The sequence below is a fragment of the Arthrobacter sp. YC-RL1 genome (assembly GCF_001454985.1).
Taxonomy (GTDB): Bacteria; Actinomycetota; Actinomycetes; order Actinomycetales; family Micrococcaceae; genus Glutamicibacter; species Glutamicibacter soli.
This window is the reverse complement of record NZ_CP013297.1, coordinates 3,096,155-3,116,374: the sequence shown is the minus strand read 5'-3', so window position 1 is coordinate 3,116,374 and position 20,220 is coordinate 3,096,155. Positions and strand designations below refer to the sequence as shown.

Annotated in this window: 21 protein-coding genes and 1 tRNA gene; 16 read left to right on the top strand and 6 right to left on the bottom strand. The window is 63.2% G+C overall.

Annotated features, from left to right (window positions below; genetic code table 11):
- Positions 1–104: 104 nt before the first annotated feature.
- The 4 genes from ATC04_RS19920 to ATC04_RS14395 all read left to right on the top strand — a co-directional run bounded on the left by ATC04_RS19920 (position 105) and on the right by ATC04_RS14395 (position 4,201).
- The gene (locus ATC04_RS19920; protein ID WP_231735990.1) at positions 105–1,007 is read left to right on the top strand and encodes a septum formation initiator family protein; all 903 of its coding nucleotides are present in this window, start codon (positions 105–107) and stop codon (positions 1,005–1,007) included.
- 23 nt (positions 1,008–1,030) lie between these two features.
- A complete protein-coding gene (locus ATC04_RS14405) occupies positions 1,031–1,729 on the top strand; it encodes a DUF501 domain-containing protein (protein WP_047118426.1) in 699 nt (232 codons plus the stop codon).
- A complete protein-coding gene (locus ATC04_RS14400) occupies positions 1,729–2,661 on the top strand; it encodes a Ppx/GppA phosphatase family protein (RefSeq protein ID WP_047118427.1) in 933 nt (310 codons plus the stop codon). Before ATC04_RS14405 ends, ATC04_RS14400 begins: the two co-directional genes overlap by 1 nt.
- Positions 2,662–2,815: 154 nt before the next feature.
- Positions 2,816–4,201: a S8 family serine peptidase gene (locus ATC04_RS14395; protein WP_231736106.1), complete on the top strand. Its 1,386-nt coding sequence runs from the start codon at positions 2,816–2,818 to the stop codon at positions 4,199–4,201.
- Between the two features lie 137 nt (positions 4,202–4,338).
- Here the strand turns inward: ATC04_RS14395 and ATC04_RS19445 are convergent, their stop codons facing one another.
- The gene (locus ATC04_RS19445; RefSeq protein ID WP_152666791.1) at positions 4,339–4,581 is read right to left on the bottom strand and encodes a hypothetical protein; all 243 of its coding nucleotides are present in this window, start codon (positions 4,579–4,581) and stop codon (positions 4,339–4,341) included.
- A gap of 250 nt (positions 4,582–4,831) precedes the next feature.
- On the opposite strand from ATC04_RS19445, the gene ATC04_RS14390 reads away from it, so the two are divergent.
- Positions 4,832–6,199 carry an FAD-dependent oxidoreductase gene (locus tag ATC04_RS14390; protein WP_047118429.1) on the top strand — a complete coding sequence of 456 codons (1,368 nt, stop codon included), beginning with the start codon at positions 4,832–4,834 and terminating at the stop codon, positions 6,197–6,199.
- A 116-nt stretch (positions 6,200–6,315) separates the two neighbouring features.
- Positions 6,316–6,400, top strand: a tRNA-Leu gene (locus tag ATC04_RS14385).
- Positions 6,401–6,480: 80 nt separating this feature from the next.
- Here ATC04_RS14385 and ATC04_RS14380 read toward each other — a convergent pair.
- Both ATC04_RS14380 and ATC04_RS14375 read right to left on the bottom strand, forming a co-directional pair.
- Positions 6,481–6,978 carry a site-specific integrase gene (locus ATC04_RS14380; RefSeq protein ID WP_052772263.1) on the bottom strand — a complete coding sequence of 166 codons (498 nt, stop codon included), beginning with the start codon at positions 6,976–6,978 and terminating at the stop codon, positions 6,481–6,483.
- A 38-nt stretch (positions 6,979–7,016) separates the two neighbouring features.
- A protein-coding gene (locus ATC04_RS14375; RefSeq protein WP_157359293.1) for an IS3 family transposase occupies positions 7,017–8,227 on the bottom strand; the annotation gives its coding sequence in 2 pieces (ribosomal slippage) (positions 7,017–7,981 and positions 7,981–8,227; 1,212 coding nt in all).
- Between ATC04_RS14375 and ATC04_RS19440 the strand changes: the two genes are divergently transcribed.
- Positions 8,226–8,387, top strand: coding sequence for a hypothetical protein (locus ATC04_RS19440; RefSeq protein WP_157359292.1), 162 nt, complete (start codon positions 8,226–8,228; stop codon positions 8,385–8,387). The genes ATC04_RS14375 and ATC04_RS19440 overlap by 2 nt on opposite strands.
- Before the next feature lie 384 nt (positions 8,388–8,771).
- On the opposite strand, the gene ATC04_RS14365 is transcribed toward ATC04_RS19440, so the two are convergent.
- Positions 8,772–9,203 (bottom strand): hypothetical protein, encoded by a 432-nt coding sequence (locus tag ATC04_RS14365; RefSeq protein WP_152666792.1) that lies wholly within the window; start codon positions 9,201–9,203, stop codon positions 8,772–8,774.
- Positions 9,204–9,366: 163 nt separating this feature from the next.
- Here ATC04_RS14365 and ATC04_RS14360 point away from each other — a divergent pair, with 163 nt between their 5' ends.
- The 5 genes from ATC04_RS14360 to ilvA all read left to right on the top strand — a co-directional run bounded on the left by ATC04_RS14360 (position 9,367) and on the right by ilvA (position 14,397).
- Positions 9,367–10,239: a GAF domain-containing protein gene (locus tag ATC04_RS14360; protein WP_152666793.1), complete on the top strand. Its 873-nt coding sequence runs from the start codon at positions 9,367–9,369 to the stop codon at positions 10,237–10,239.
- Between the two features lie 34 nt (positions 10,240–10,273).
- A complete protein-coding gene (locus ATC04_RS19435) occupies positions 10,274–10,489 on the top strand; it encodes a hypothetical protein (RefSeq protein WP_152666794.1) in 216 nt (71 codons plus the stop codon).
- 402 nt (positions 10,490–10,891) lie between these two features.
- Positions 10,892–11,704 carry a Bax inhibitor-1/YccA family protein gene (locus ATC04_RS14355; protein WP_181728046.1) on the top strand — a complete coding sequence of 271 codons (813 nt, stop codon included), beginning with the start codon at positions 10,892–10,894 and terminating at the stop codon, positions 11,702–11,704.
- Positions 11,705–11,819: 115 nt separating this feature from the next.
- Positions 11,820–13,121: an AI-2E family transporter gene (locus tag ATC04_RS14350; RefSeq protein WP_052772265.1), complete on the top strand. Its 1,302-nt coding sequence runs from the start codon at positions 11,820–11,822 to the stop codon at positions 13,119–13,121.
- A 4-nt stretch (positions 13,122–13,125) separates the two neighbouring features.
- Positions 13,126–14,397 carry a threonine ammonia-lyase gene (gene ilvA, locus ATC04_RS14345; RefSeq protein ID WP_047118435.1) on the top strand — a complete coding sequence of 424 codons (1,272 nt, stop codon included), beginning with the start codon at positions 13,126–13,128 and terminating at the stop codon, positions 14,395–14,397.
- A 74-nt stretch (positions 14,398–14,471) separates the two neighbouring features.
- Here the strand turns inward: ilvA and greA are convergent, their stop codons facing one another.
- Together greA and ATC04_RS14335 are read right to left on the bottom strand one after the other, a co-directional pair.
- Entirely contained in the window at positions 14,472–14,966 is a 495-nt protein-coding gene (greA, locus tag ATC04_RS14340) for a transcription elongation factor GreA (RefSeq protein ID WP_047118436.1), read from the bottom strand.
- 276 nt (positions 14,967–15,242) lie between these two features.
- Positions 15,243–15,662, bottom strand: coding sequence for a DUF4307 domain-containing protein (locus ATC04_RS14335; protein ID WP_047118437.1), 420 nt, complete (start codon positions 15,660–15,662; stop codon positions 15,243–15,245).
- A gap of 206 nt (positions 15,663–15,868) precedes the next feature.
- Between ATC04_RS14335 and mca the strand changes: the two genes are divergently transcribed.
- The 4 genes from mca to ATC04_RS14315 all read left to right on the top strand — a co-directional run bounded on the left by mca (position 15,869) and on the right by ATC04_RS14315 (position 20,080).
- Positions 15,869–16,771: a mycothiol conjugate amidase Mca gene (mca, locus tag ATC04_RS14330; protein ID WP_047118616.1), complete on the top strand. Its 903-nt coding sequence runs from the start codon at positions 15,869–15,871 to the stop codon at positions 16,769–16,771.
- 25 nt (positions 16,772–16,796) lie between these two features.
- Positions 16,797–17,096, top strand: coding sequence for a hypothetical protein (locus tag ATC04_RS14325; RefSeq protein WP_157359291.1), 300 nt, complete (start codon positions 16,797–16,799; stop codon positions 17,094–17,096).
- Between the two features lie 19 nt (positions 17,097–17,115).
- Complete coding sequence (locus tag ATC04_RS14320) at positions 17,116–19,221, top strand: DUF255 domain-containing protein (protein ID WP_082123810.1); 2,106 nt, start codon at positions 17,116–17,118, stop codon at positions 19,219–19,221.
- 97 nt (positions 19,222–19,318) lie between these two features.
- Positions 19,319–20,080 (top strand): isoprenyl transferase, encoded by a 762-nt coding sequence (locus ATC04_RS14315; protein WP_047118439.1) that lies wholly within the window; start codon positions 19,319–19,321, stop codon positions 20,078–20,080.
- Positions 20,081–20,220 lie beyond the last annotated feature (140 nt).

Below are 20,220 nucleotides of genomic sequence, written 5' to 3'. Positions count from 1 at the left end.
GCTCGTCGGTAGTGGATACCGGCGGGCTTTTCGTTATTTAATGGAGATATCGTGGATTTTCCACGGATGTACCACTTGCAGAACACCATGGGGAATGGGGGAATATGGCCCAGCGACCACCGCGCATGCCACGAAGGAACACCCCTCACCAGGGACAGGGCAAGCCGCTGGAATTCCCGGAGGCCGCGAACCGCGCCGCCGCCGGCCAGGCGCCGGCCCCCGAGCCCGAACCGGCGACCGATGCACTGCATATCGTGCGGGACACCGAACGCCCCGCGTCCGCGCCGAAGGTCCGCAAGCTTCCCAGCCCCTCGCGGTCCACGCAGGCCCATTCCACGCCGGGTGGCTCCAAGCCCGGCAGCTCCAAGCCTTCGGCCGCCAAGCCTGCCGCCGGCAAACCGGCAGCACCGGCCGGCCGCCGCGCCAAACCCGAGGAACCGGGCGCCCCTGCTCCCCAGCGCGCCGCCCACCCCGAGGGTTCCAAGCGTCCGCTGCGCGAGCGCGCCAAGGAAAAGCAGAACGAGCGGCGCCGCGAAGACCGGGCCAAGTTCTCCATGGCAGTGCGCCGCAAGCCGGGCCAGAAGCCCGAGCCGCAGGCGCCGGTCCAGCAGGGCGAACCGGTGGCGGCCCACCGCTTCTCCGGACGCATCGCCGCGCTGATCGTGGTCTTCGCCTTCTTCGCGGTCATGCTGGTTCCCACGGTGAACTACTACCGCACCCAGATGGCCCAGATCAACGAGCTGCGCGCTTCCATCGCGGCGATGGAAGCCCAGCGCGACGAGCTGAAAGCGGAGATCGCCCGGTGGGATGACCCGCTGTACATCAAGCAGCAGGCCCGCGAGCGGATAAACTTGGTGATGCCCGGTGAGAAGCTCTACATGGTTGTTGGCGAGAAGCCCGAAGACCAGAGCGCCGAATCCGGCAACGGCAGCACCTACGAAGTGCGCCAGGAACTGCCCTGGGTCGATGCGCTCATCGACTCGATCACCCGTTCCGCAACAGACTGACCGACGACGCAAAGAGACGAAACGTGACTGAACAGCCCATCCGCGAAGCCCTGGACGCCGCCGGACGAGTACCCAGCGAGCAGGACCTGGACACCCTCAGCCGCCAGCTGAACCGTCCGGTGCGGGATGTGGTGGAAATCGGTGCACGCTGCGTGTGCGGCAACCCGCTGGTCGCCACCACCGCGCCGCGGCTTTCCTCGGGCATTCCGTTCCCGACGACCTACTACCTGACCCACCCGGTGATCACCTCCGCCGTGTCGCGGCTGGAAGCCGCCGGGCTGATGAACGAGATGAACGATCGCCTGGCCGCCGAGGCGCCGCTGGCCTCCGCCTACGCCGCGGCCCACGACTCCTACCTGGCCAACCGCGACGCCATCGGCGAGCGTTCGGGCACCGGGGCGGTGCCGGAGATCGCCGGCGTCTCGGCCGGCGGCATGCCGACGCGCGTGAAGTGCCTGCACGTGCTGGTGGGCCATTCGCTGGCCGCCGGCGAGGGCGTGAACCCGCTGGGCGACGAGGCGCTGGAAGCCATCGCGCCATGGTGGACCAAGGACAAGTGCTTCTGCGTGGGCGCCTGGGACACCGAGGGCCAGGCCCCCAGCCAGGACCGTTCGCGCCACGTGAAGACCCAGGAAAAGGTCGACCCGGCCGTCAAGCGCGCCGAACGCGCCGCGAAGCGCGCGGCCCGCGAGGCCGCGCGGAACGCCGGGGAGCAGAAGTAATGCGCGTCGCCGGAATCGACTGTGGGACCAACTCCATCCGCCTGCTGATCGCCGACGTCGCCGCGGATGGCAGCGAGCTGCGCGACGTGGTGCGCACCATGCGCGTCGTGCGCCTGGGCCAGGGAGTGGACGCCACCGGCGCCTTCGCCCCCGAAGCCCTGGAGCGCACCTTCGCGGCGGTCAAGGAATACAAGAAGCTGTGCGACGAGCACCAGGTCCAGGCCATCCGCTTCGCGGCCACCTCCGCCGCCCGTGACGCCTCGAACCGCGAGCTGTTCACCAGCAAGATCACCTCGATCCTCGGCGTCGAGCCGGAGGTCATCAGCGGCCAGGAGGAGGCCCAGCTGTCCTTCGCCGGAGCCGCCTCGGTGCGCGCCGGCAAACCCGGGCAGGTGCTGGTCATCGACCTGGGCGGCGGATCCACCGAGTTCGTGTTGGGCGACCAGAGCGGCCCGCTCGCGGCCGCAAGCCTGGACATGGGCTGCGTGCGCGTGACCGAACGCTTCCACCTCGATGGGCTGCGCTCGCGACAGAGCCTGGAATTCCTGGATTCGACCCTGCAGACCCTGGACGGCGTGGTGGACGTGAGCCAGGTCGACGCGGTGATCATGGTCGCCGGCACCTGCACCACCCTCACCGCGCAGGCGCTGGGGCTGAGGCAGTACGATTCCGCGGCCATCCACGGAGCCGAGCTGAGTTTCGCCCAGATGCGCCAGGCTACCGCCTCGATGCTCTCCTATACCCGCGAGCAGCGCCAGGCGCTGGGCTTCATGCATCCGGGCCGCGTGGACGTCATCCAGGCCGGCGCGGTCATCGTCGAGCGCATCCTGGATTACCTTGAGCGCGCTAGCGGACACCGCGAGATGCTGCTGGTCGCCTCGGAGCACGACATCCTCGACGGCATCGCGGCCTCTGCCGCGCAGCGCGCTTGATTACACCGCAGGCAAGACAGGGCAGGAGATGACCTTGAAACAACCAGTACGTTCCGGCCGCCCGGCCGGCGCGCGCACCGCCGTTTCGGCCCTGCTCGCGACCCTGCTGGCCTTCGCGTTCCTGCTGCCCAGCTCCGTGGCGCAGGCTGACGACATGCGCAACGCCGAATACTGGCTGAAGTCGCTGGGAGTCACCGAGGCGCAGAAGGAAACCAAGGGCGAGGGCGTGAAGGTCGCCGTCATCGACACCGGCATCGACACGAGCCACCGCGACCTGAAAGGAGCCGTGGTGGGCGGCGCCGACATGTCCGGGGCCGGGGGTGCCAAGGGCGATAAGCCCATCGGCGTGATGAGCGAGCACGGCACTCTGGTGGCCACCCTGCTGGCCGGCCGCGGCAACAACCAGGGGGAAATCGACCGGGTCACCTCAGAGAACCAGCGATTGAAGTCGGCTTGGGAACAGGCCAAGAAGACCGCCGAGGAAGATGACAAGGACGTCCCGGAGGAACCCGAATACGAAAAGGTCCCGGCACTGACCGGCGGCAAGGACGGGGTGCTCGGCGTGGCGCCCAAGGCCGAGCTGCTGTCCGTGTCGCTGTGGATGGGCGACGGCAACCCATCGGGCATTTCCGTGGAGCAGCAGATCCCCAAGGCGGTGAAGTACGCCGTGGACTCCGGAGCCAAGGTCATCAACATGTCCCTGGGCTCCACCAGCCCGGCCTGGCCCGAAAGCTGGGACGAAGCATTCAAGTACGCCGAGGAGCGCGACGTGGTTGTCGTGGCCGCCGCAGGCAACCGCTCCGGCGGCATGAACCAGGTCGGCGCGCCGGCCACGATCCCGGGTGTGCTGACCGTCGCGGGCGTCGACGAGAACGGCAAGGCCTCGCAGGACTCCTCCACGGAGGGCATCTCCATCGGCGTGGCGGCCCCGGCGGAGAAGCTGGTCGGCGGGCTGCCGGACAACGGCTACGCCCGCTGGTCGGGCACCTCCGGCGCGGCGCCGCTCGTGGCGGGCGTGGCGGCGTTGATCCGCTCCAAGTACCCGGACATGCCCGCGGAGCAGGTCATCAACCGCATCCTGAAGACCGCCAAGGACACCGGTGCCGACGGGGTCGACAACCTCTACGGCTACGGCATCATCGATGCGAACGCCGCGGTGAATGCGGACGTCCCGGCGGTCAGCGAGAATCCGCTGGGCACCATCGCCGAATGGATCCGGGTGCACCGCCGCAATAGCGACCAGGCCTCGGACGTGCCCGACCCGGGCGTTTCCAAGGAGAAGTCGGACCTGAAGCAGGTGGCGGCTCCGGAACCGATCGCCCCGGACACCTCGACCCCGGCGCTGCAGCCGGTGCTGGTCATCGGCGGATCGCTGATCCTGCTGCTGGTGCTGGTCATCGGCGGGGTGCAGGTCGGCTCCAGGGCCCGGAAGCAGGCCTTGACAGCCCAAGTGCACTCGGCCAAGCTCAGCGACCTGCCGGTCGGCAAGCCCAATGAGGGACGCGACCTGTTCGACGATATTCCCGAGGACGAGAAGTAGATGGTGACCCGGTGTCCGCAAGGATGCCGGGTCATCTCCTTATTCACTGCTCTTTGTCCGTGGATTCCCTGTCGGAAGAGACGGGCGGGGCGCCCGGGGCCGGCGGGGCCGGCAGGGCCCCGAACGGCGCCGCGAATTCACCGGTGATCCTCTGGTACCGGGGAACGGCGGCGATCCAGAGGACGAGCCCGATCAGCATTTGCGGCAACGGCCAGCCCCAGCAGCGCGAGGTCGCTTTCGGTGGCGGGGCAGCCGGCGGAGCTGTCATCGATCTCCGGGCAGCTTCGCCAGGGCTGGAGGAACATGATCACGCTGCCGGCAGCTCCCAGCAGCGTCAGCAAGGTGGCCAGGCAAATCAGGAACCTTCGGAATGCGCGCACGACCCAACCATCGCACGTCCGACGCGCCTCGGCCGGGCGGCACCACCGCGTGCCGTCCGCCAGCTTGCCGGGACGGCGCTTTCGGGCAGTGAAACAGCCGTGAAAAACACGGAATCCGTACCCTGATCACCGGCTGCCATGGCGAATGCTCCGCACCGTGGCCGGAAGGGGGATGGATACGTGATTAAACATACTCATTAAGTTAGTGAATATTTTCACTAACTCCGAAAATCCGCGTAGAATCGACAGTATGTCGATCATCGAAAGCTCCCAGAAGCGTCCTCGCATTCTCGTCGTTGGCGGTGGCTATGTTGGCCTGTACGTTGCGATGAATCTGCAGAAGAAGGTTAAGTCCCACGGCGGCATCGTCACCGTGGTCGACCCGAACCCATACATGACCTACCAGCCGTTCCTGCCGGAAGTTGCAGGCGGCCAGATCGAACCGCGCCACGTCGTGGTCTCCCACCGTCAGCACCTCAAGCACTCCGAGCTGATCAACGGCCGCGTGCTGAGCATCGACCACGCCAGCAAGAAGGCCGTCATTGCTCCGGTCAACGGCGAAGAGTACGAACTTGAATACACCGATGTCGTGATGTCCGCCGGTGCGGTCACCCGCACCTTCCCGATCACCGGCCTGGCCGAGCAGGGCATCGGCCTGAAGACCATCGAAGAGGCCATCGCGCTGCGCAACAAGGTTGCCGAGCGCATCGAGTCGGCTTCGAACATGACTGATCCTGAAGCCCGCAAGCGCGCCCTGACCTTCGTGGTGGTCGGCGGCGGCTTCGCCGGCATCGAGACCATCGCCGAGCTCGAGGACATGGCACGCCACTTGGTTAGCCTGAACGACCGCGTGCAGCAGAGCGAAGTCCGCTTCGTGCTGGTCGAGGCCATGGGCCGCATCATGCCTGAAGTGACCGCCGAGCAGGCCGAATGGGTTGTCGAGCACCTGCGCAGCCGCGGCATCGAGGTCCTGCTGAACACCTCGCTGGCCGACGCCACCGATGGCTACCTGCAGCTGATCAACATGGCCGACAAGTCCCCGGCCGACGCCTTCTACTCGGACACCCTGATCTGGTGCGCCGGCGTCATGGCCAACCCGATGGTCCGCTCCACCGATTTCCCGATCGAGCAGCGCGGCCGCATCGAGACCCGCACCGACCTGCGCATCAAGGACGCGAATGGCGATGCGCTGGAAGGCGCCTGGGCAGCCGGCGACGTTTCGGCAGTCAAGGACGTCACCGGCGGCCTGCCGGACGGCACCTGCGTGCCGAACGCGCAGCACGCCGTGCGCCAGGCCAAGCTGCTGGCAAAGAACCTGTACGCAGCCCGCTACGGCGTTGGCCGCATCAAGGAATACAAGCACAAGAACCTCGGCGCCGTGGCAGGCTTCGGCAAGAACAAGGGTGTTGCCAAGGTCGTCGGCATCAAGCTCAAGGGCTGGCCGGCATGGATGGCCCACCGCGGCTACCACGGCATGGCCATGCCGACCTTCGAGCGCAAGTTCCGCGTGGTCGGCGACTGGATGGTTGCCTGGTTCTTCACCCGCGACGCGCTGCAGCTGAACAACCTCGAAGCACCGCGCACCGCCTTCGAGGAAACCGCCAAGCCGAAGAAGTAGCACTTCGCGGCCGATGATCGAATCACGGGTTGGGGATCGCCTTGCAGGCGGTCCCCAACCTGCGTGCCGGGCAATTTCCCGTTTCCCGAATCGATCGCGTAGGATTTTAGAGTCCTGCCCCTATGGTGGAATTGGCATACACGGCTGACTTAAAATCAGCTGCCGCAAGGCTTGTGGGTTCGAGTCCCACTGGGGGTACCAACACGTAAGGCCTCTACTTCCCTTTATTTACAAGGAAGTAGAGGCCTTTGTTGTTTCTGGAAACGGTCAAAAGGGCACATTTAGGGCACATTCATCCGTGAAACAGCCTCATTCAAGGCCACTGCAACCCCGTCTAAATCGTCATCAAAGAGCTCTGCGTACACATCTAGAGTCATCGCAGCAGAGCTATGCCCGAGCATCCTCTGAACCGCTTTTACGTTCGCCCCAGCACTGACCGCGAAGCTTGCAACGGTGTGCCGTAGATCGTGTGGTGTCACCCTGGGAACGCCTGAATCTATGACGGCTGAACCGAACCAGGATTTACGTCCGCGCATGTCGATACGACGCAGGTAGGTTCCATCAGGATTTGGGAACACCAGGTCTTCACGATGCTTGTTTTTGCACAGCTCCCCGATGGCAGGTGCCATGAACTCAGGGAACGGCACTGACCGCTGCTCATGGCTTTTCGGCGTGCCAACCTTTATCTTCCCACCAACATCAACCGCGTTCTGATTGACGTTCAAACGCCTGCGGATCATGTCTACGTCTTGGACTCGCAGCGCGGTTGAGCTGGTCAAGTTTCTGAGACACAATCTTTGATTTTTCCTAAATACCCTCAAGCCGCAAGGGCCAAAGAATTCCTTTCCCAATACGAGTCCAGCACTGTCTGGGGACTGACCCCTCCATTGGCCGTATGAGGCCGTTTCCGGTTGTACCAAACCTCGATGTACTCCATCACCGCGGTCCGCGCCGCCACCCTACTGGTGAACGCCCGGTGATGGAACATTTCGTTCTTGATCGTCGAGAAGGTCGACTCGGCGACGGCATTATCCCAACATACCCCGGTGCGGCCCATCGACTGCCGAACCCCCTGCCCGGCGCACCACCCCTGGAACGCATCCGAGGTGTTCTGTGTGCCTCGGTCTGAGTGGAAAACGCTGCCAGGACGGATGAAACCCCGGGATACAGCCATTTCCATCGCGTCGATGACTAACTGCGTTTGCATGTTCTCCGCCATCGACCAACCCACGATCTGACGCGAGTACAAATCGATCACCGTCGCCAGATACAACCAGCCCTCCCCGGTTCGCAGGTAAGTAATGTCGCCAACCAACTTCGCCCCAGGACGCGAGGAACGGAAGTCGCGCCGGCCGAGCTTATCGACCATATGGTTCTTGATATGTGCCGTCCGAGCCTGATGATCACGCACAGTCGTGGTCTTGAACGCGCTCATCCGCTTAGCCTGGATACCCAGGTCTTTCATGATCGACAGGATTGTGGATTTCGGGATCTCTTCGTCCTGGTTATTGCGGATCAAGTTCACCAACTGGCCGGCGCCAGCAACCTGATTGGACGCCTCGTATTCGTCCTGAACCAGTTTCGTCCGGTGCGCCCGCAAAACTTTGGCTTCGCTCAGCTGTTCGGAGGGGTTTAGCCACCGATAGTAAGTAGCTCTGGAAACGCTGAGTTTCTGGCACATCCACTTCACCGGATACTGGCCGGTATGGGATTTGATGAAGTCGAAGATTGCGCTTATTTCTTGCTGTTTGACGCGAAATAGGCGCTGACATCTTTTAAAAATTCGTTCTCCCGTTTCACCTCCAGCAGTTCCTTGCGCAGTTTCTCGTATTGAGCCCACTCCACCGGGCTTCGTTCTTCGGTTTCCGCTTCAGGGTGCTCAGCGCGATAGGCGCGGACCCAGTTGCCCAGGGTTCTTTCGTTGATGCCCAGCGATGCTGCGACCTCGATGAGGCTCTTCTGGGACGAGATCACCAATTCGACCGCTTCGGCGCGGAATTCCGGGGTGAACTTCTGACGTTTGGTCATGCACTCATTCTCCTACGAACGCGTGCCTCACAACATCATGACAGCTCACCGCATCATGGCCGACAGCAAGCAAGCGGAAAACGACAAGTCGCGTGAAAAGTTCCATAAGGAAGAAGGAGCGCGACTACTCAGCGCCTTCAAGGGCGCAACAATTATCTAGCAACAACCAACAAAAAATGGAGAGCCGACAACACACTGTCGGCTCTCCAAATTATGTACCAAACTTTGTGTCATGTGAGGGTGGGCGGGGTACCCCCGAACGCTCTCAGCCTAGTCCTCCGGGGTTAGGCGATATCTCTCCCCGGCTTTTTTTTCCAAACAGGTTTAGGCGTGAACGCCACTGGCGGGCTGCGATAAGGCAAGTGCCGGAGCGATGGGCGGGGAGCTTTTACGTTATCGGGCGATGATCCCCCAGTGCCGCCAGCTGGCAAATGTGGCCATGGTTTAGTTCTATGTTTTAGGAGTGAGCCTTTCTTCCAGCGTGGCTTTCAGTTGGCAAAGTTTAGCCCCCAGTGTCTTCGGATACTGGGGGCTTTTCTTGTTGCTATTCGTATTTTTCGAGGAAGTTTTTGGCTAGTTCTTTCCAGGCTGACACCGGAATCTGATCACTGATGTTCTTTGCGTAGAACTCTGTGTCGTTCTGGTTGCTTGGGTCGAAGTCAGTAGCATTACGGATCTCGATACGGGGCCCGCCGGGTGCATGTTCATCCCATTGGAACGGTACGTATGGTTGTTTTTTGTCCTTGTCGAGGTCGGTAATGATCCTGAGAATGTCCCAGTCTTTCCGAGTGCCTGCGATGCTCTTGTCTGCCGCTGGCAATTCTTGGCGATGTGACCACTGGCGCCATGCGGAGACAAAGATCAGTTCTACTTTGACTTTGTCGTTTGGGATTTGGTTGTACCCGTTCATTAGTAGGCCAAGTGCGAAGCCGGCCGATACGGTCCTGTATTGCTGCTGTTTCGTGAGTGTGCCCATGGTGGCACCATACATTGGTGAGCGGACAAGTCAGCGGTAGAATCCTTTACAGGGTGTCGCCGCTGAGGCTACCTGGGCAGGTTGGAATTCAGTTGCCTACATAAATTACTCAAGGTATGACTCGCCTAACTGAATAATCTTTATCTTCCCCCATAATAGACCTGTGAATAAAGACTTCAGAGGAGGCGGGTTGCAGCGATCTTGGAATCGATTTAGTGTCTTTGTTTTTGTGCTTTGTGGTTTGCTGTCGTCCCTGATTCTGGCCTTTATCGGCCTCGGCTTCGAATGGATGAAAGGATGGCTGGGCGCTCCTGACTATTGGGTTACAGCAACACTTGGGATCGTTCTAGGCGTCGTGGGCTCCATGGGGGCGACCGCCGCAGCCATTCGGCGTGAAACAGCAATTCTGGCTGACGGGGCCGTGCTAATGGATTCAACATTGATCCCAACGGCGAAACTTCTAATTGGTTTCATGGCCCTTCCGAGCACGAATGAGTCTAGCGAGCGGCAAGTTGTTACGGGGATTGTTGGCCGATTGCGAGAGTACTTGAAGGCGGGCAAACCGCTGGGTTTTTCGGCGGATGCTAACTTCTATTTGCTGATAAATGGCAACAGTGGTTTGCATGAGAGAAAGCTTGTCAGGATAAATGAAACTGAGACAGGCGCACGTGCCGTTTTCAATGGGAGTAGGGCAACTAGATTCCAGTCGGACACCGCAAAGGAAGAAGCTGCGGTTATCACCCGCGTTTGTAAACAGCTAACAGCTCATTGCAATAACATAAATGACGAGTCTGAACAGGAACGGCTCTCACTTGACCCTAATCAGGAAAGGTCTTACAAAAGCTTCTTATCGGTGCCCGTCGTAATCGAGAACCGTAGCGGCGGCTCCCCCCGCCCTGAAGTGATCGGTATGCTGTCAGTGAATGCGGACCAAAAAAACTACTTTCAGCAACAACACGTTGTGTATATCTCAGGTATAGCGAGACTCATAGGAAAATTACATGAGGAACGTAGCTTAACCCCACCGGTTGAATGACATACTGTAAGTAACAGCAAGCATTGGAGGCAGCATGAAGCAAAAGAAATCGCTCGACGTGCCGAGCGTAACAAACTCACGTATCTCGATTGCTGACAAGATTGCTTCGCTTCGAGACACTGAAGTGCGAAAGAACAGAGGCTTGTTTTTCCGCTCGGGACGGAATGTCTCAATTTCCGAACGGGCTGAATCGTACTTTGATTTTGACATTGAACTACCCAAATCGGCTGGTAATCATCAGCCAGCGTAGAAAGGTGCGCGCTCTGTCCGTGCCAAGGGCACAAAAGGGGCACACCTTGCGCTGAATCCCGGTGATTTGCCGTTATTCGACGTAGTCGAAAACCGCTAGATTCCGGGGAAGTTGCACAGTCTCAAGAGATGCAAAAGGTTTCGAGTCCCACTGGGGGCACCACATTTGAAAGCTCCGGACTTCCCGCAAGGGCGGCCGGAGCTTTAGTGCATCCAAGCGCAGCCTCTGCGGCCGTCCCGCGGCCCAATCCGGGATTTTCGCTCATGGAGTAGAAATTTCGGTCTCCAAAGGCTGAAATCATCCCTTTGACTGAGCAGATTCACAGCAATTATCAATACTGTTAAGAACAGCAATATTTCGTACTGCCTGCCTACTGACCAGACAACCTACGGGGGAATAATCTTGAGCGGCAACCCAATCTTTGGTTCGAAGAACCAGGCCGACGCATGGGCCACCAAGCCCGGTGCTCCGGTTGGATTCCGTGACACCGCCAACCTGAGCGCCGAGCAGCTGGACAACATGTACCAGCAGCCGGCCGCCACCAGCGCCGACATGGGTCGCATGACCATCGGCGACACCATCAACAAGACCATTTTCACCCTCGGCCTTGTGGTGATCGGCGCGGCCATTGGCTGGGTGGTTCCTGCCCTGATGCTTCCCGGCGCCCTGGTCGGTTTTGTCCTCGGCTTGGTCAACGCCTTCAAGAAGAAGCCTTCCCCGGCGCTGATCCTCCTCTACGCGGCAGCCGAAGGCCTGTTCCTCGGCGGCCTGTCGCAGTTCCTCGACGGTCTGTACCCAGGCGTTGCCATCCAGGCAGTGGTCGCCACCTTCGCCGTAGCCGGCGTGACCCTGGCCCTGTACCGCTCGGGCAAGTACCGCATGACCCCGAAGCTGAACAAGATGTTCATGGTCGCCATGATCGGCATGGTCGTCTTCTCGCTGCTGAACATGGTGCTCATGCTCACCGGCGTCGTCGACGGCATGTTCGGCCTGCGCAGCGCCGGCGGCGGGGCGCTGGGCCTGATCATCGGCGTGCTGGCGATCCTGCTGGCCACCTACGCGCTGGTTTCGGACTTCACCATGATCGAGGAACTGTCCAAGCAGGGTGCCCCGGCCATCATGGCTTGGCGCGGCGCCTTCGGCCTGACGGTGACCTTGGTTTGGCTTTACACCGAGATTCTGCGCATTCTGGCAATCCTGCGTGGTGACGAGTAGCCATATTGAATTAGATTTCGAGGACCAGTGCCCATATCGGGTACTGGTCCTTGTTTTTTGTCACAATTTGGACATGGAATCCATCGGCGTGCACTCGGCGCGGTAGCGTAGGGACATGAAAAGTAATCGGTTAGAGCGTCTGCGCCGTCTGCGAGGCAACCTGCCGACCCTGAAGTCCGCCCAGCCCGCCGTGGTCCCCGTCGAGTCGCTGGATCTGCGCACGGCTGAGGACCTGCCGTACGGGGTGCGCCTGGCGGCGAGCTGGGCCTGGCGCCTGCTGATCATCGTCGCCGCGCTGGGGGTGGTCTTCTGGCTGCTGTCCAAGGTCTCGCTGCTGCTGATCTCCGTCATGGTTGCCGCGCTCTTGACCAGTCTGCTGTCGCCGGTCGTCAAGATCCTGCACGCCAAGCTCGCGGTGCCCCACGGCTTGGCCGTGGGCATCACGCTGATCGGCTTCCTGGCCTTGGTGACGGCCGGTCTTTCGATCGCGGGCCAGCGACTCGGCGCCGGGTTCGCCGACCTGTGGACGCAAGCGCTGACCGGCATCCAGCAGATCCAGGACTGGCTGTTCAACGGGCCCCTGCAGCTGACCAATGACGATCTGCAGACGGTGCTGGACGACGCGCTGACCGAGCTGCGCGGCAACGCGAGCAACATCCTGAGCGAAGCCATCAGCTGGGGCTCGGCGCTGGGCCAGATCCTCACCGGGGTCCTGCTGACGGTCTTCTGCCTGATCTTCCTGCTGCTGGATGGGCGCCGTGTCGGGCTGTTCCTGATCAACCTGCTGCCGCGCCGAGCCCGGCCTGCCATGGACGGGGCGCTGACCCGGGGCTGGTCCTCGCTGGTGCGTTACGTGCGGGTGCAGATGCTGGTGGCGCTGATCGACGCGCTGGGCATCGGCTTCGGCGCATTCTTCCTGGGTGTCCCGCTGGCCCTGCCGCTGGGCGTGCTGGTGTTCATCGGCTCCTTCATCCCGGTGGTCGGCGCGCTGGTCACCGGAGCACTGGCCGTGCTACTCGCGCTAGTCTCCAACGGCTGGGTCAATGCGTTGATCATGCTGGCCATCGTGCTGCTGGTGCAGCAGGCTGAATCGCACATCCTGCAGCCGCTGATCATGGGCAAGGCCGTGAGCCTGCACCCGCTGGCAGTGGTGCTGTCGGTGGCCGGAGGCACCATGCTGGCTGGCATCGCCGGCGCGCTGTTCGCCGTGCCGCTGCTGGCGGTGCTGAACACCGTGGTCAAATACCTTTCGCGGCGAGGCTGGGAAGACGACCCGTTCGTCGCCGAAACCTACGGCACGGATCTGGCCGGCGCCAGAGCCCCTGCCGCCGAGCCGGAGGCTCCGGCCATCGCGACTCCTTCATCCAAATCATCACCTGCGCCGACACCCCGGCTTACCGACCATCCCGAGGACTAGAATCATGAGCACTGAAACCAAATTGCCGGTCAGCCTGGCGGATATCGAAGAAGCAGCGAAGGTCCTCAAGCCGGTCATCGCGCTGACCCCCGTGGAGCACTCCCGCGTACTGTCCCAGCATCTGGGCAGCGAGGTCTACCTCAAGTGCGAGAACATGCAGCGCGCCGGATCCTTCAAGGTCCGCGGCGCCTACGTGCGCATGGCCAAGCTCAGCGAGGAGGAGAAGGCCCGCGGTGTCGTCGCCGCCTCGGCAGGCAACCATGCCCAGGGCGTCGCGCAGGCCGCCAGCCACCTGGGCATCAAGGCCCGCATCTACATGCCGCTGGGTGTCGCCCTGCCCAAGCTCACCGCAACGCGGGACCACGGCGCCGAGGTCGTCTTGTTCGGCGACACGGTGGACCAGGCCTTGGCCGAGGCACAGCGCTTCGCGGATGAAACCGGCGCGGTCTTCGTGCATCCCTTCGACCACCCCGACATCATCGCCGGGCAGGGCACCATCGGGCTGGAGCTGCTGGAGCAGCTGCCGGAGGTGGACACCGTGCTCATGGGCGTGGGCGGCGGCGGGCTGCTGGCCGGCGTGGCCATCGCGCTGAAGGAACGCGCCCGCGAGCTGGGCCGCGAGATCCGCGTGGTGGGCGTGCAGGCGGAGAACGCCGCGGCCTACCCGCCGTCGTTGGCGGCGGACGCCCTGGTGCCGCTGGACACCGTGCACACTATCGCCGACGGCATCGCCGTGGGCAAACCCGGCCAGCTGCCCTTCGCGATCATCAAGGAGCTGGTGGACGACGTGGTCACCGTCTCCGAGGACGCGCTGGCCCGCGCCCTGGTGGTGCTGCTGGAGCGCAACAAGCTGGTGGTGGAGCCGGCCGGCGCCGTGGGCGTCGCGGCGCTGCTGGAGAACAAGCTGGAGGAGCACGGGATCAACCCGGCGACCACCGCGGTGATCCTCTCCGGAGGCAACATCGACCCGCTGCTGATGCTCAAGGTGATCCAGCGCGGCCTGTCCGCCGCAGGACGCTTCCTGACCATCCGCATGATGCTTCCGGACCGCCCAGGCGCCCTGGCGCAGATCTCGCGCATCATCGCCGAATCGGATGCCAACGTGACCCGCCTGGACCACACCCGCATCGGCGGCTCGCTGTCCATGGGCGACGTGGCGATCACCATCGATTTGGAGACCAAGGGCCACGAGCACTCCAAGATGGTGCTGAACAACCTGCGCGCCGAAGGATTCGACCCGCACATCACCAATACCGCAGGCGGCTCCGTCGCCTAGCCGGAACCCGCAAAAAGCCGCTGGCCGCCCCCGGAAGGGGGCGGCCAGCGGCTTATGGTCTTGCCTGGCGGGTGCTAGGCGGAGAACGGCTTGGCGGAGATGATCTCCACCTTGATGTCGCGGCCGTTCGGGGCGGCGTAGGTCAGCTTGTCGCCCACCTTGGCGCCGTGCACTGCCACGCCGATAGGGGACTGCTCGGAGTAGACCTCCAGGTCGGTGTCGCCGGCAACCTCGCGCGAACCGAACAGGAAAGTGGTCTCGTCGCCGGCGATGTTGGCCACGACCAGCATGCCCGGCTCGACAACTCCGTCATCGGCTGGAGCTTCACCGACATGCGCGCGGCGCAGCAGGTCCTTCAGGTACAGGATGCGCGCTTCGGCCTTGCCCTGCTCCTCGCGGGCTGCGTGGTATCCACCGTTTTCCTTCAGATCGCCCTCGGAGCGGGCCTGCTCGATACGGGCAACGATCTCGGCGCGGCCCGGGCCGGAGAGGAAGGTCAGTTCATTATTGAGCCGATCGTAGGCTTCCTGAGTCAGCCAAACGATGGGTTCGTTGCTGTTGGTGCTCACGGTTGTACTTCCTTTGGTCAGTCGGGACCTCGCCGCACCTTCCTCAGGAAAGTGGAAAGCCACCTGTACGGTGGCCTCGACGAAGTCGGATTCGGTACGTTTGGCGGATGCCGCATTCCTACAGATGCAAGCAAAGACCCCGCCAGCAACATGTTCCGGTTTGTCTTTCCGGTCATGCGCCGATGCGGGGCGAAACGTATCTTTTCATCGATAGTAGTCGCCAAACCTGAATAAACCCAATAGTTTCAGCTATCAGGTGAGTCAACAGGGGAAATGTCAGCCTTTGAAGTCCTGCGGGACGACAGTGCATTCCTCGATCCCGGCGGTGACGGCCAGGTTGTCGGTGTGCAGATCCACGGTGAGCGTTTGCTTCACCACGCCGGTCTGTTCGCCCGGATCCAATACGATGGTCTTGAATCCGACGATGGCTTTGGTTTTGTTCATGGCGCGAACATCGCACTGTACCCGGTCCTTGGCGTTGTATTCAACGGCGATCGTCGCCTGGGCCATGGTGGGGGACTCGACGTCGAAACTGACGTCCTGGTAGGAAAGCGCGTCATAGTTTGAGGAAGCGAAATAGGCTGCGCCGGCGATTCCAATGACCAGGGCCGAACCGATCAGGATGTTGCGGTTCTTTTTCGACAGGTGGCGTTTCTTGGGGTTGTTGTAGCGAGCCGTTAAGCTTGGATCAGACATTGCGCGCCTTGCACCACTCTCTTGCCTTGGCGGTGGCCCGGTATTCAAGGGCCTTCCGTTCATTGGGTCCTGGGTGTTAAGTCTACCGTTGACTTGCTCCGGGGAATAACGGGAGGTCGGACAGTGGTTGAGATAGAGGGCTGGCGCGAAAGCCCCGCGCGAGTGTACAAAGTGCTGAAGGAAGTTGACCAGTGGAGAACCACGTGATGAAAAAGATCGCCCCTTCCCAGGGCCTGCGGCTCATGGCGATCCATGCGCATCCCGACGACGAGTCATCCAAGGGCGCCGCGACCATGGCCGCCTACGTCGACGCCGGCGCGGAGGTCATGGTCGTCAGCTGCACCGGCGGCGAACGCGGGGACATCCTCAACGCGGCGGCCGGCGAGCTGGCCCACGCGCACCGTGACCTGGCCGGAGTGCGCCGCACCGAAATGGCTGAAGCCGCCGCGGTCCTGGGCATCAAGCACCGCTGGCTGGGCTACGTCGACTCCGGGCTCCCCGAGGGCGACCCGCTGCCCGAGCTTCCCTTCGGCGCCTTCGCCCTGCAGCCGGTGGAGACCGCCTCGGTCGGCATCATCAAGCTGATCCGCGAATTCCGCCCGCACGTTATCGTCACCTATGACGAAAACGGCGGCTACCCGCATCCGGACCACATCCAGTGCCACAAGGTTTCCACCTTCGCCTTCGAGCACGCCGGAAACCCGGAAATGTACCCCGAGCTGGGCGACCCGTGGCAGGTCGGCAAGCTCTACTACGACCGCGCGTTCTCCCCGGAGCGCTTCCGCACCCTGCACTACGCGATGCTCGAGTCGGGCTACGAATCGCCCTACACCGAGCGCGTGGCCCAGTGGGAAGCCGACGAGGACAACCAGATGTTCAAGTGGGTTTCGCCACACACCACGACCACCCAGATCCTGTGCGCAGACTACTTCTCCCAGCGCGATCAGGCCCTGCTGGCCCACCGAACCCAGATAGATCCCGAGGGATTCTTCTTCGCCGTTCCGGAACACGTCTATGCTGAAAGCTGGCCGTGGGAGGACTACACCTTGATTTCCTCCAAGGTGGCCACCGAACTGCCGGAGTCCGACCTGTTTGCCGGACTAAGATAGTTCCCAATACCTTCCAGCTGTAGAAATGAGTTGTCTGTACACCGTGAATGCGATTTACGCGTCCGTGATCCTGGCATCGACCCGCAATACCTTCGGCACCGAGAAGGCCAGCGACTACGGTCCCGGTTTCCTCGGCTTCGTCTTCACCGCCGTGATGGTTGTCGCCGGCATTTTCCTGATGCGTGACATGGTCCGTCGCGTACGCCGTGTGCGCTACCAGTCCGAGGCCGAGCAGCGCCAGCAGCAGATGATGGACGAAGTCGAAAAGCGCACGCTGGAAGAGCCGGACGAGCCGATCGACCCGAAGACCAGCGAAGACAAGTAGTCCGTGCTAGCTTGAAGTCGTGGCTCAGCGACTTTCAGGCTCTTCGAGCCAATACCTCAGGCAACATGCGCACCAGCTAGTGGACTGGTTCCCCTACGGGGACCAGGCCTTCGAACAGGCGCGCCTGCGCGATGTCCCGGTGATGCTCTCCATCGGGTACTCGGCATGCCACTGGTGCCACGTGATGAGCCATGAGTCCTTTGACGACCCCGCCATCGCGCAGCTGCTCAACGAGCGTTTTGTCGCCATCAAGGTGGACCGCGAGGAACACCCGCTGGTGGACGACACCTACATGATGGCCACCCAGGCGCTCACCGGCGCCGGGGGCTGGCCCATGACCATCTTCGCACTGCCCGACGGCAGGGCCTTCCACGCCGGAACCTACTATCCGGCCGTGCCCCGGGGCAAGACCCCCTCCTTCACCCAGGTGCTCAACGCCGTGAATGAAGCCTGGGAAACCAAGCGCGACGGGCTGGCCGAACAGGCAGACATGCTCGCCGGCCACCTGGCGGAGCTCGGCGCCAGGCAGGGCGCCTTGTTGTCCCTGCATTCGGCGCTGCCCGCGCAGCAGTCCCAGGAAGCTGCAGTGACGCACTGGATCTCCGCCACCCGACCTGAGGGCGGCACCACGCCCGCACCGAAATTCCCGCCCACCTGGGCGCTGAAAACCCTGTGGCGCTCGGCGTTGGCCGGAGGCAGCCGCGGCGACGAGGCCTTCAACGCCGCAGCCACCACGCTGGAGGCGATCCTGCGCGGCGGCCTGCAGGACCATCTGGGCGGCGGCTTCGCCCGCTACTGCGTAGACGAGCACTGGTCGGTACCGCACTTCGAGAAAATGCTCTACGACAACGCCGGGCTGCTCTCGCTGTGCGCCCGCAGCGCCGTGCTCGCCGGGGAATACGCGCGCGGCGCCGCCGGCGCCCAGCAGCAGCGCGGCGAAGCCCTTGCCGCAGCCGCCCGGGCCGCCGCCCTGGACACCGCCGAATTCCTGCGCCGCGAGATGCGTGTCGGCGCGGACGGCGGCGGGCCGCAGGCCCTGGCCAGCTCGCTGGACGCCGATTCGCCGCGCGAGGGGAAGAGCATCGAAGGCGCCTACTACACGTTCTCCCGGGCCGAACTGAACGCGGCCCTCGACGGGCTCGACGCCCTGCCGCCGAACCTGGTCCGGCTCGCCGAGGTCGCCGAGGATCCCGGACGCTACTGCCTGTCGCTGGCCCGATTCCCCCATGCCGGGGAAGAGCCGCTGTGGAACCAGCTGAAACAGGAGCTCGGCCTGGTGCGGGCCACACGCCAGCGGCCCGGGCGGGATGCCAAGGTCATCGCCGGATGGAATGGACTGGCTATCGAGGCCCTATGCGAGGCCGGCGCACTGCTGGACGCACCCGAATTGCTGGAGATGGCCGAGGACGCCGCCATCGCAGTGTGGCAGGCGCATTGGGACCCCGAAACCCGCCGCCTGGCCCGGGTCAGCTTCGCCGGGAAGGCCGAGCACTCCAACGAGGGAACCTTGCAGGACTACGCGGCGCTGGCCCTGGGACTGCTGGCCCTGGACTCCGCGCGGGGCAACGGGCCCTGGGCAGCTCGCGCCGATGCGCTGCTGGAACGCGCTGGCGACTTCATCGATCCTGGGACCGGGGTGCCGCGCGATGCGGTGCAGCTGGATGCGCGGCTGAGCGCCCAGCGAGCGGCCGGCGCGGCGACAGTCCTGGATGACGCCATCCCGGCCGCCGGTGCGTTGTACGCCATGGCGCTGGCGCGCCGGGCGGTCACGGCCATGGCGGACGGCGCCTGGACCGACGCCCAAGCCGCCGGCCTGGAGCGGGCGGGGGAGCTGACCGTGCATGCGCTGGCGCTGGCCACCGAAGTCCCGACCCAGGTCGCCACCGCGCTGGAAGTCCAGGCCGTGCTCAACGCTCCCGTGCAGTACGTGACCGTGGGCGGCGCGCAGCCGGATCAGCTGGCGCGGCTGCGCCGGCTGGGCCGGTCGATGCGACTGGAACTACGCGAGGAGAAAGACGCAGCGGGTCCTGCGGGGACGCTGCGCATCCAGGGATGCCGCAAGGAGCTGTGCCAGGCCCCGGTGGATTCGCTGGAGCGCTTTGTGCAAACCCTGCACCACCGCTGAATCACCGCTTCCGCCACGCAAGATGAAGGGAACGGGCGGGCGGACACGGTAGATTTAGAATCTAGGGTTTTTGATTTCCAAGGAAAGGCAGGGCGCGGTGCAGCTTCCCAACCTCGCGTACCGTTTCTATGAACGGCGCCTGGCAAAGTCGCTTCCTGCCGACAAGCTGCCGCACCACATCGGCGTGATGGTGGACGGCAACCGCCGTTGGGCCAAGCTCGCTGGAACCCCGACGGTCGCCGGCCACCAGGCCGGCGCGGACAAGATCCTGGAGTTCCTGGACTGGTGCGAAGACCTGAACATCAAGGTCGTCACCCTGTACATGCTCTCCACGGACAACCTGAACCGCGAGCCGGGGGAGCTGCGCGACCTGCTTGAAGTCATCGGGTCCACGCTGGACCGGCTGGGAGAGACCAACCGGGTCAAGGTCCAGCAGGTCGGGGCCCGCGACCTGCTGCCTGCGGAGCTGGCGCAGAAGCTGGCTGCGCTGGAATCCGCAACGGCGAACCGCGGCGGGGTGCACGTGAACGTGGCCATCGGCTACGGCGGACGCCGGGAAATCCTGGACGCCATCAAGTCGCTGCTGCGCGATGCAGCCAAGGACGGGCGCACCCTCGAACAGGTCACCGACCAGCTGTGCACCGATGACATCGAGTCCTACCTGTACACCAAGGGACAGCCCGACCCGGACCTGGTGATCCGCACCAGCGGGGAGCAGCGCCTGAGCGGCTTTTTGACCTGGCAGAGCGCCTACTCCGAGTTCTACTTCTGCGAAGCGTTGTGGCCGGACTTCCGGCGGGTAGATTTCCTGCGCGCCCTGCGTGATTTCGCCGACCGCCAGCGCCGCTTCGGCACCTAGGAATCCGCGGCGCGGCAAATATTGGGAAAAACGTTGCCTACTCGTAACCCGACACGATGTTCGCTGCCCGGGTTTTGGGGCTATCGTGGGCACTAAGGCGGGGGCAAGCAGCCCCCGCTGAGCGAAGGGTTTCCCACTAG

Bases quoted from the DNA above. Each gene is read 5' to 3' on its own strand.
- ATC04_RS19920 (WP_231735990.1), top strand. From the start codon at position 105: ATGGCCCAGCGACCACCGCGCATGCCACGAAGGAACACCCCTCACCAG.
- ATC04_RS14400 (WP_047118427.1), top strand. From the start codon at position 1,729: ATGCGCGTCGCCGGAATCGACTGTGGGACCAACTCCATCCGCCTGCTG.
- ATC04_RS14395 (WP_231736106.1), top strand. From the start codon at position 2,816: ATGCGCAACGCCGAATACTGGCTGAAGTCGCTGGGAGTCACCGAGGCG.
- ATC04_RS14390 (WP_047118429.1), top strand. From the start codon at position 4,832: ATGTCGATCATCGAAAGCTCCCAGAAGCGTCCTCGCATTCTCGTCGTT.
- ATC04_RS19440 (WP_157359292.1), top strand. From the start codon at position 8,226: ATGCACTCATTCTCCTACGAACGCGTGCCTCACAACATCATGACAGCT.
- ATC04_RS14365 (WP_152666792.1), bottom strand. From the start codon at position 9,203: ATGGGCACACTCACGAAACAGCAGCAATACAGGACCGTATCGGCCGGC.
- ATC04_RS19435 (WP_152666794.1), top strand. From the start codon at position 10,274: ATGAAGCAAAAGAAATCGCTCGACGTGCCGAGCGTAACAAACTCACGT.
- ATC04_RS14350 (WP_052772265.1), top strand. From the start codon at position 11,820: ATGAAAAGTAATCGGTTAGAGCGTCTGCGCCGTCTGCGAGGCAACCTG.
- ilvA (WP_047118435.1), top strand. From the start codon at position 13,126: ATGAGCACTGAAACCAAATTGCCGGTCAGCCTGGCGGATATCGAAGAA.
- ATC04_RS14335 (WP_047118437.1), bottom strand. From the start codon at position 15,662: ATGTCTGATCCAAGCTTAACGGCTCGCTACAACAACCCCAAGAAACGC.
- mca (WP_047118616.1), top strand. From the start codon at position 15,869: ATGAAAAAGATCGCCCCTTCCCAGGGCCTGCGGCTCATGGCGATCCAT.
- ATC04_RS14325 (WP_157359291.1), top strand. From the start codon at position 16,797: ATGAGTTGTCTGTACACCGTGAATGCGATTTACGCGTCCGTGATCCTG.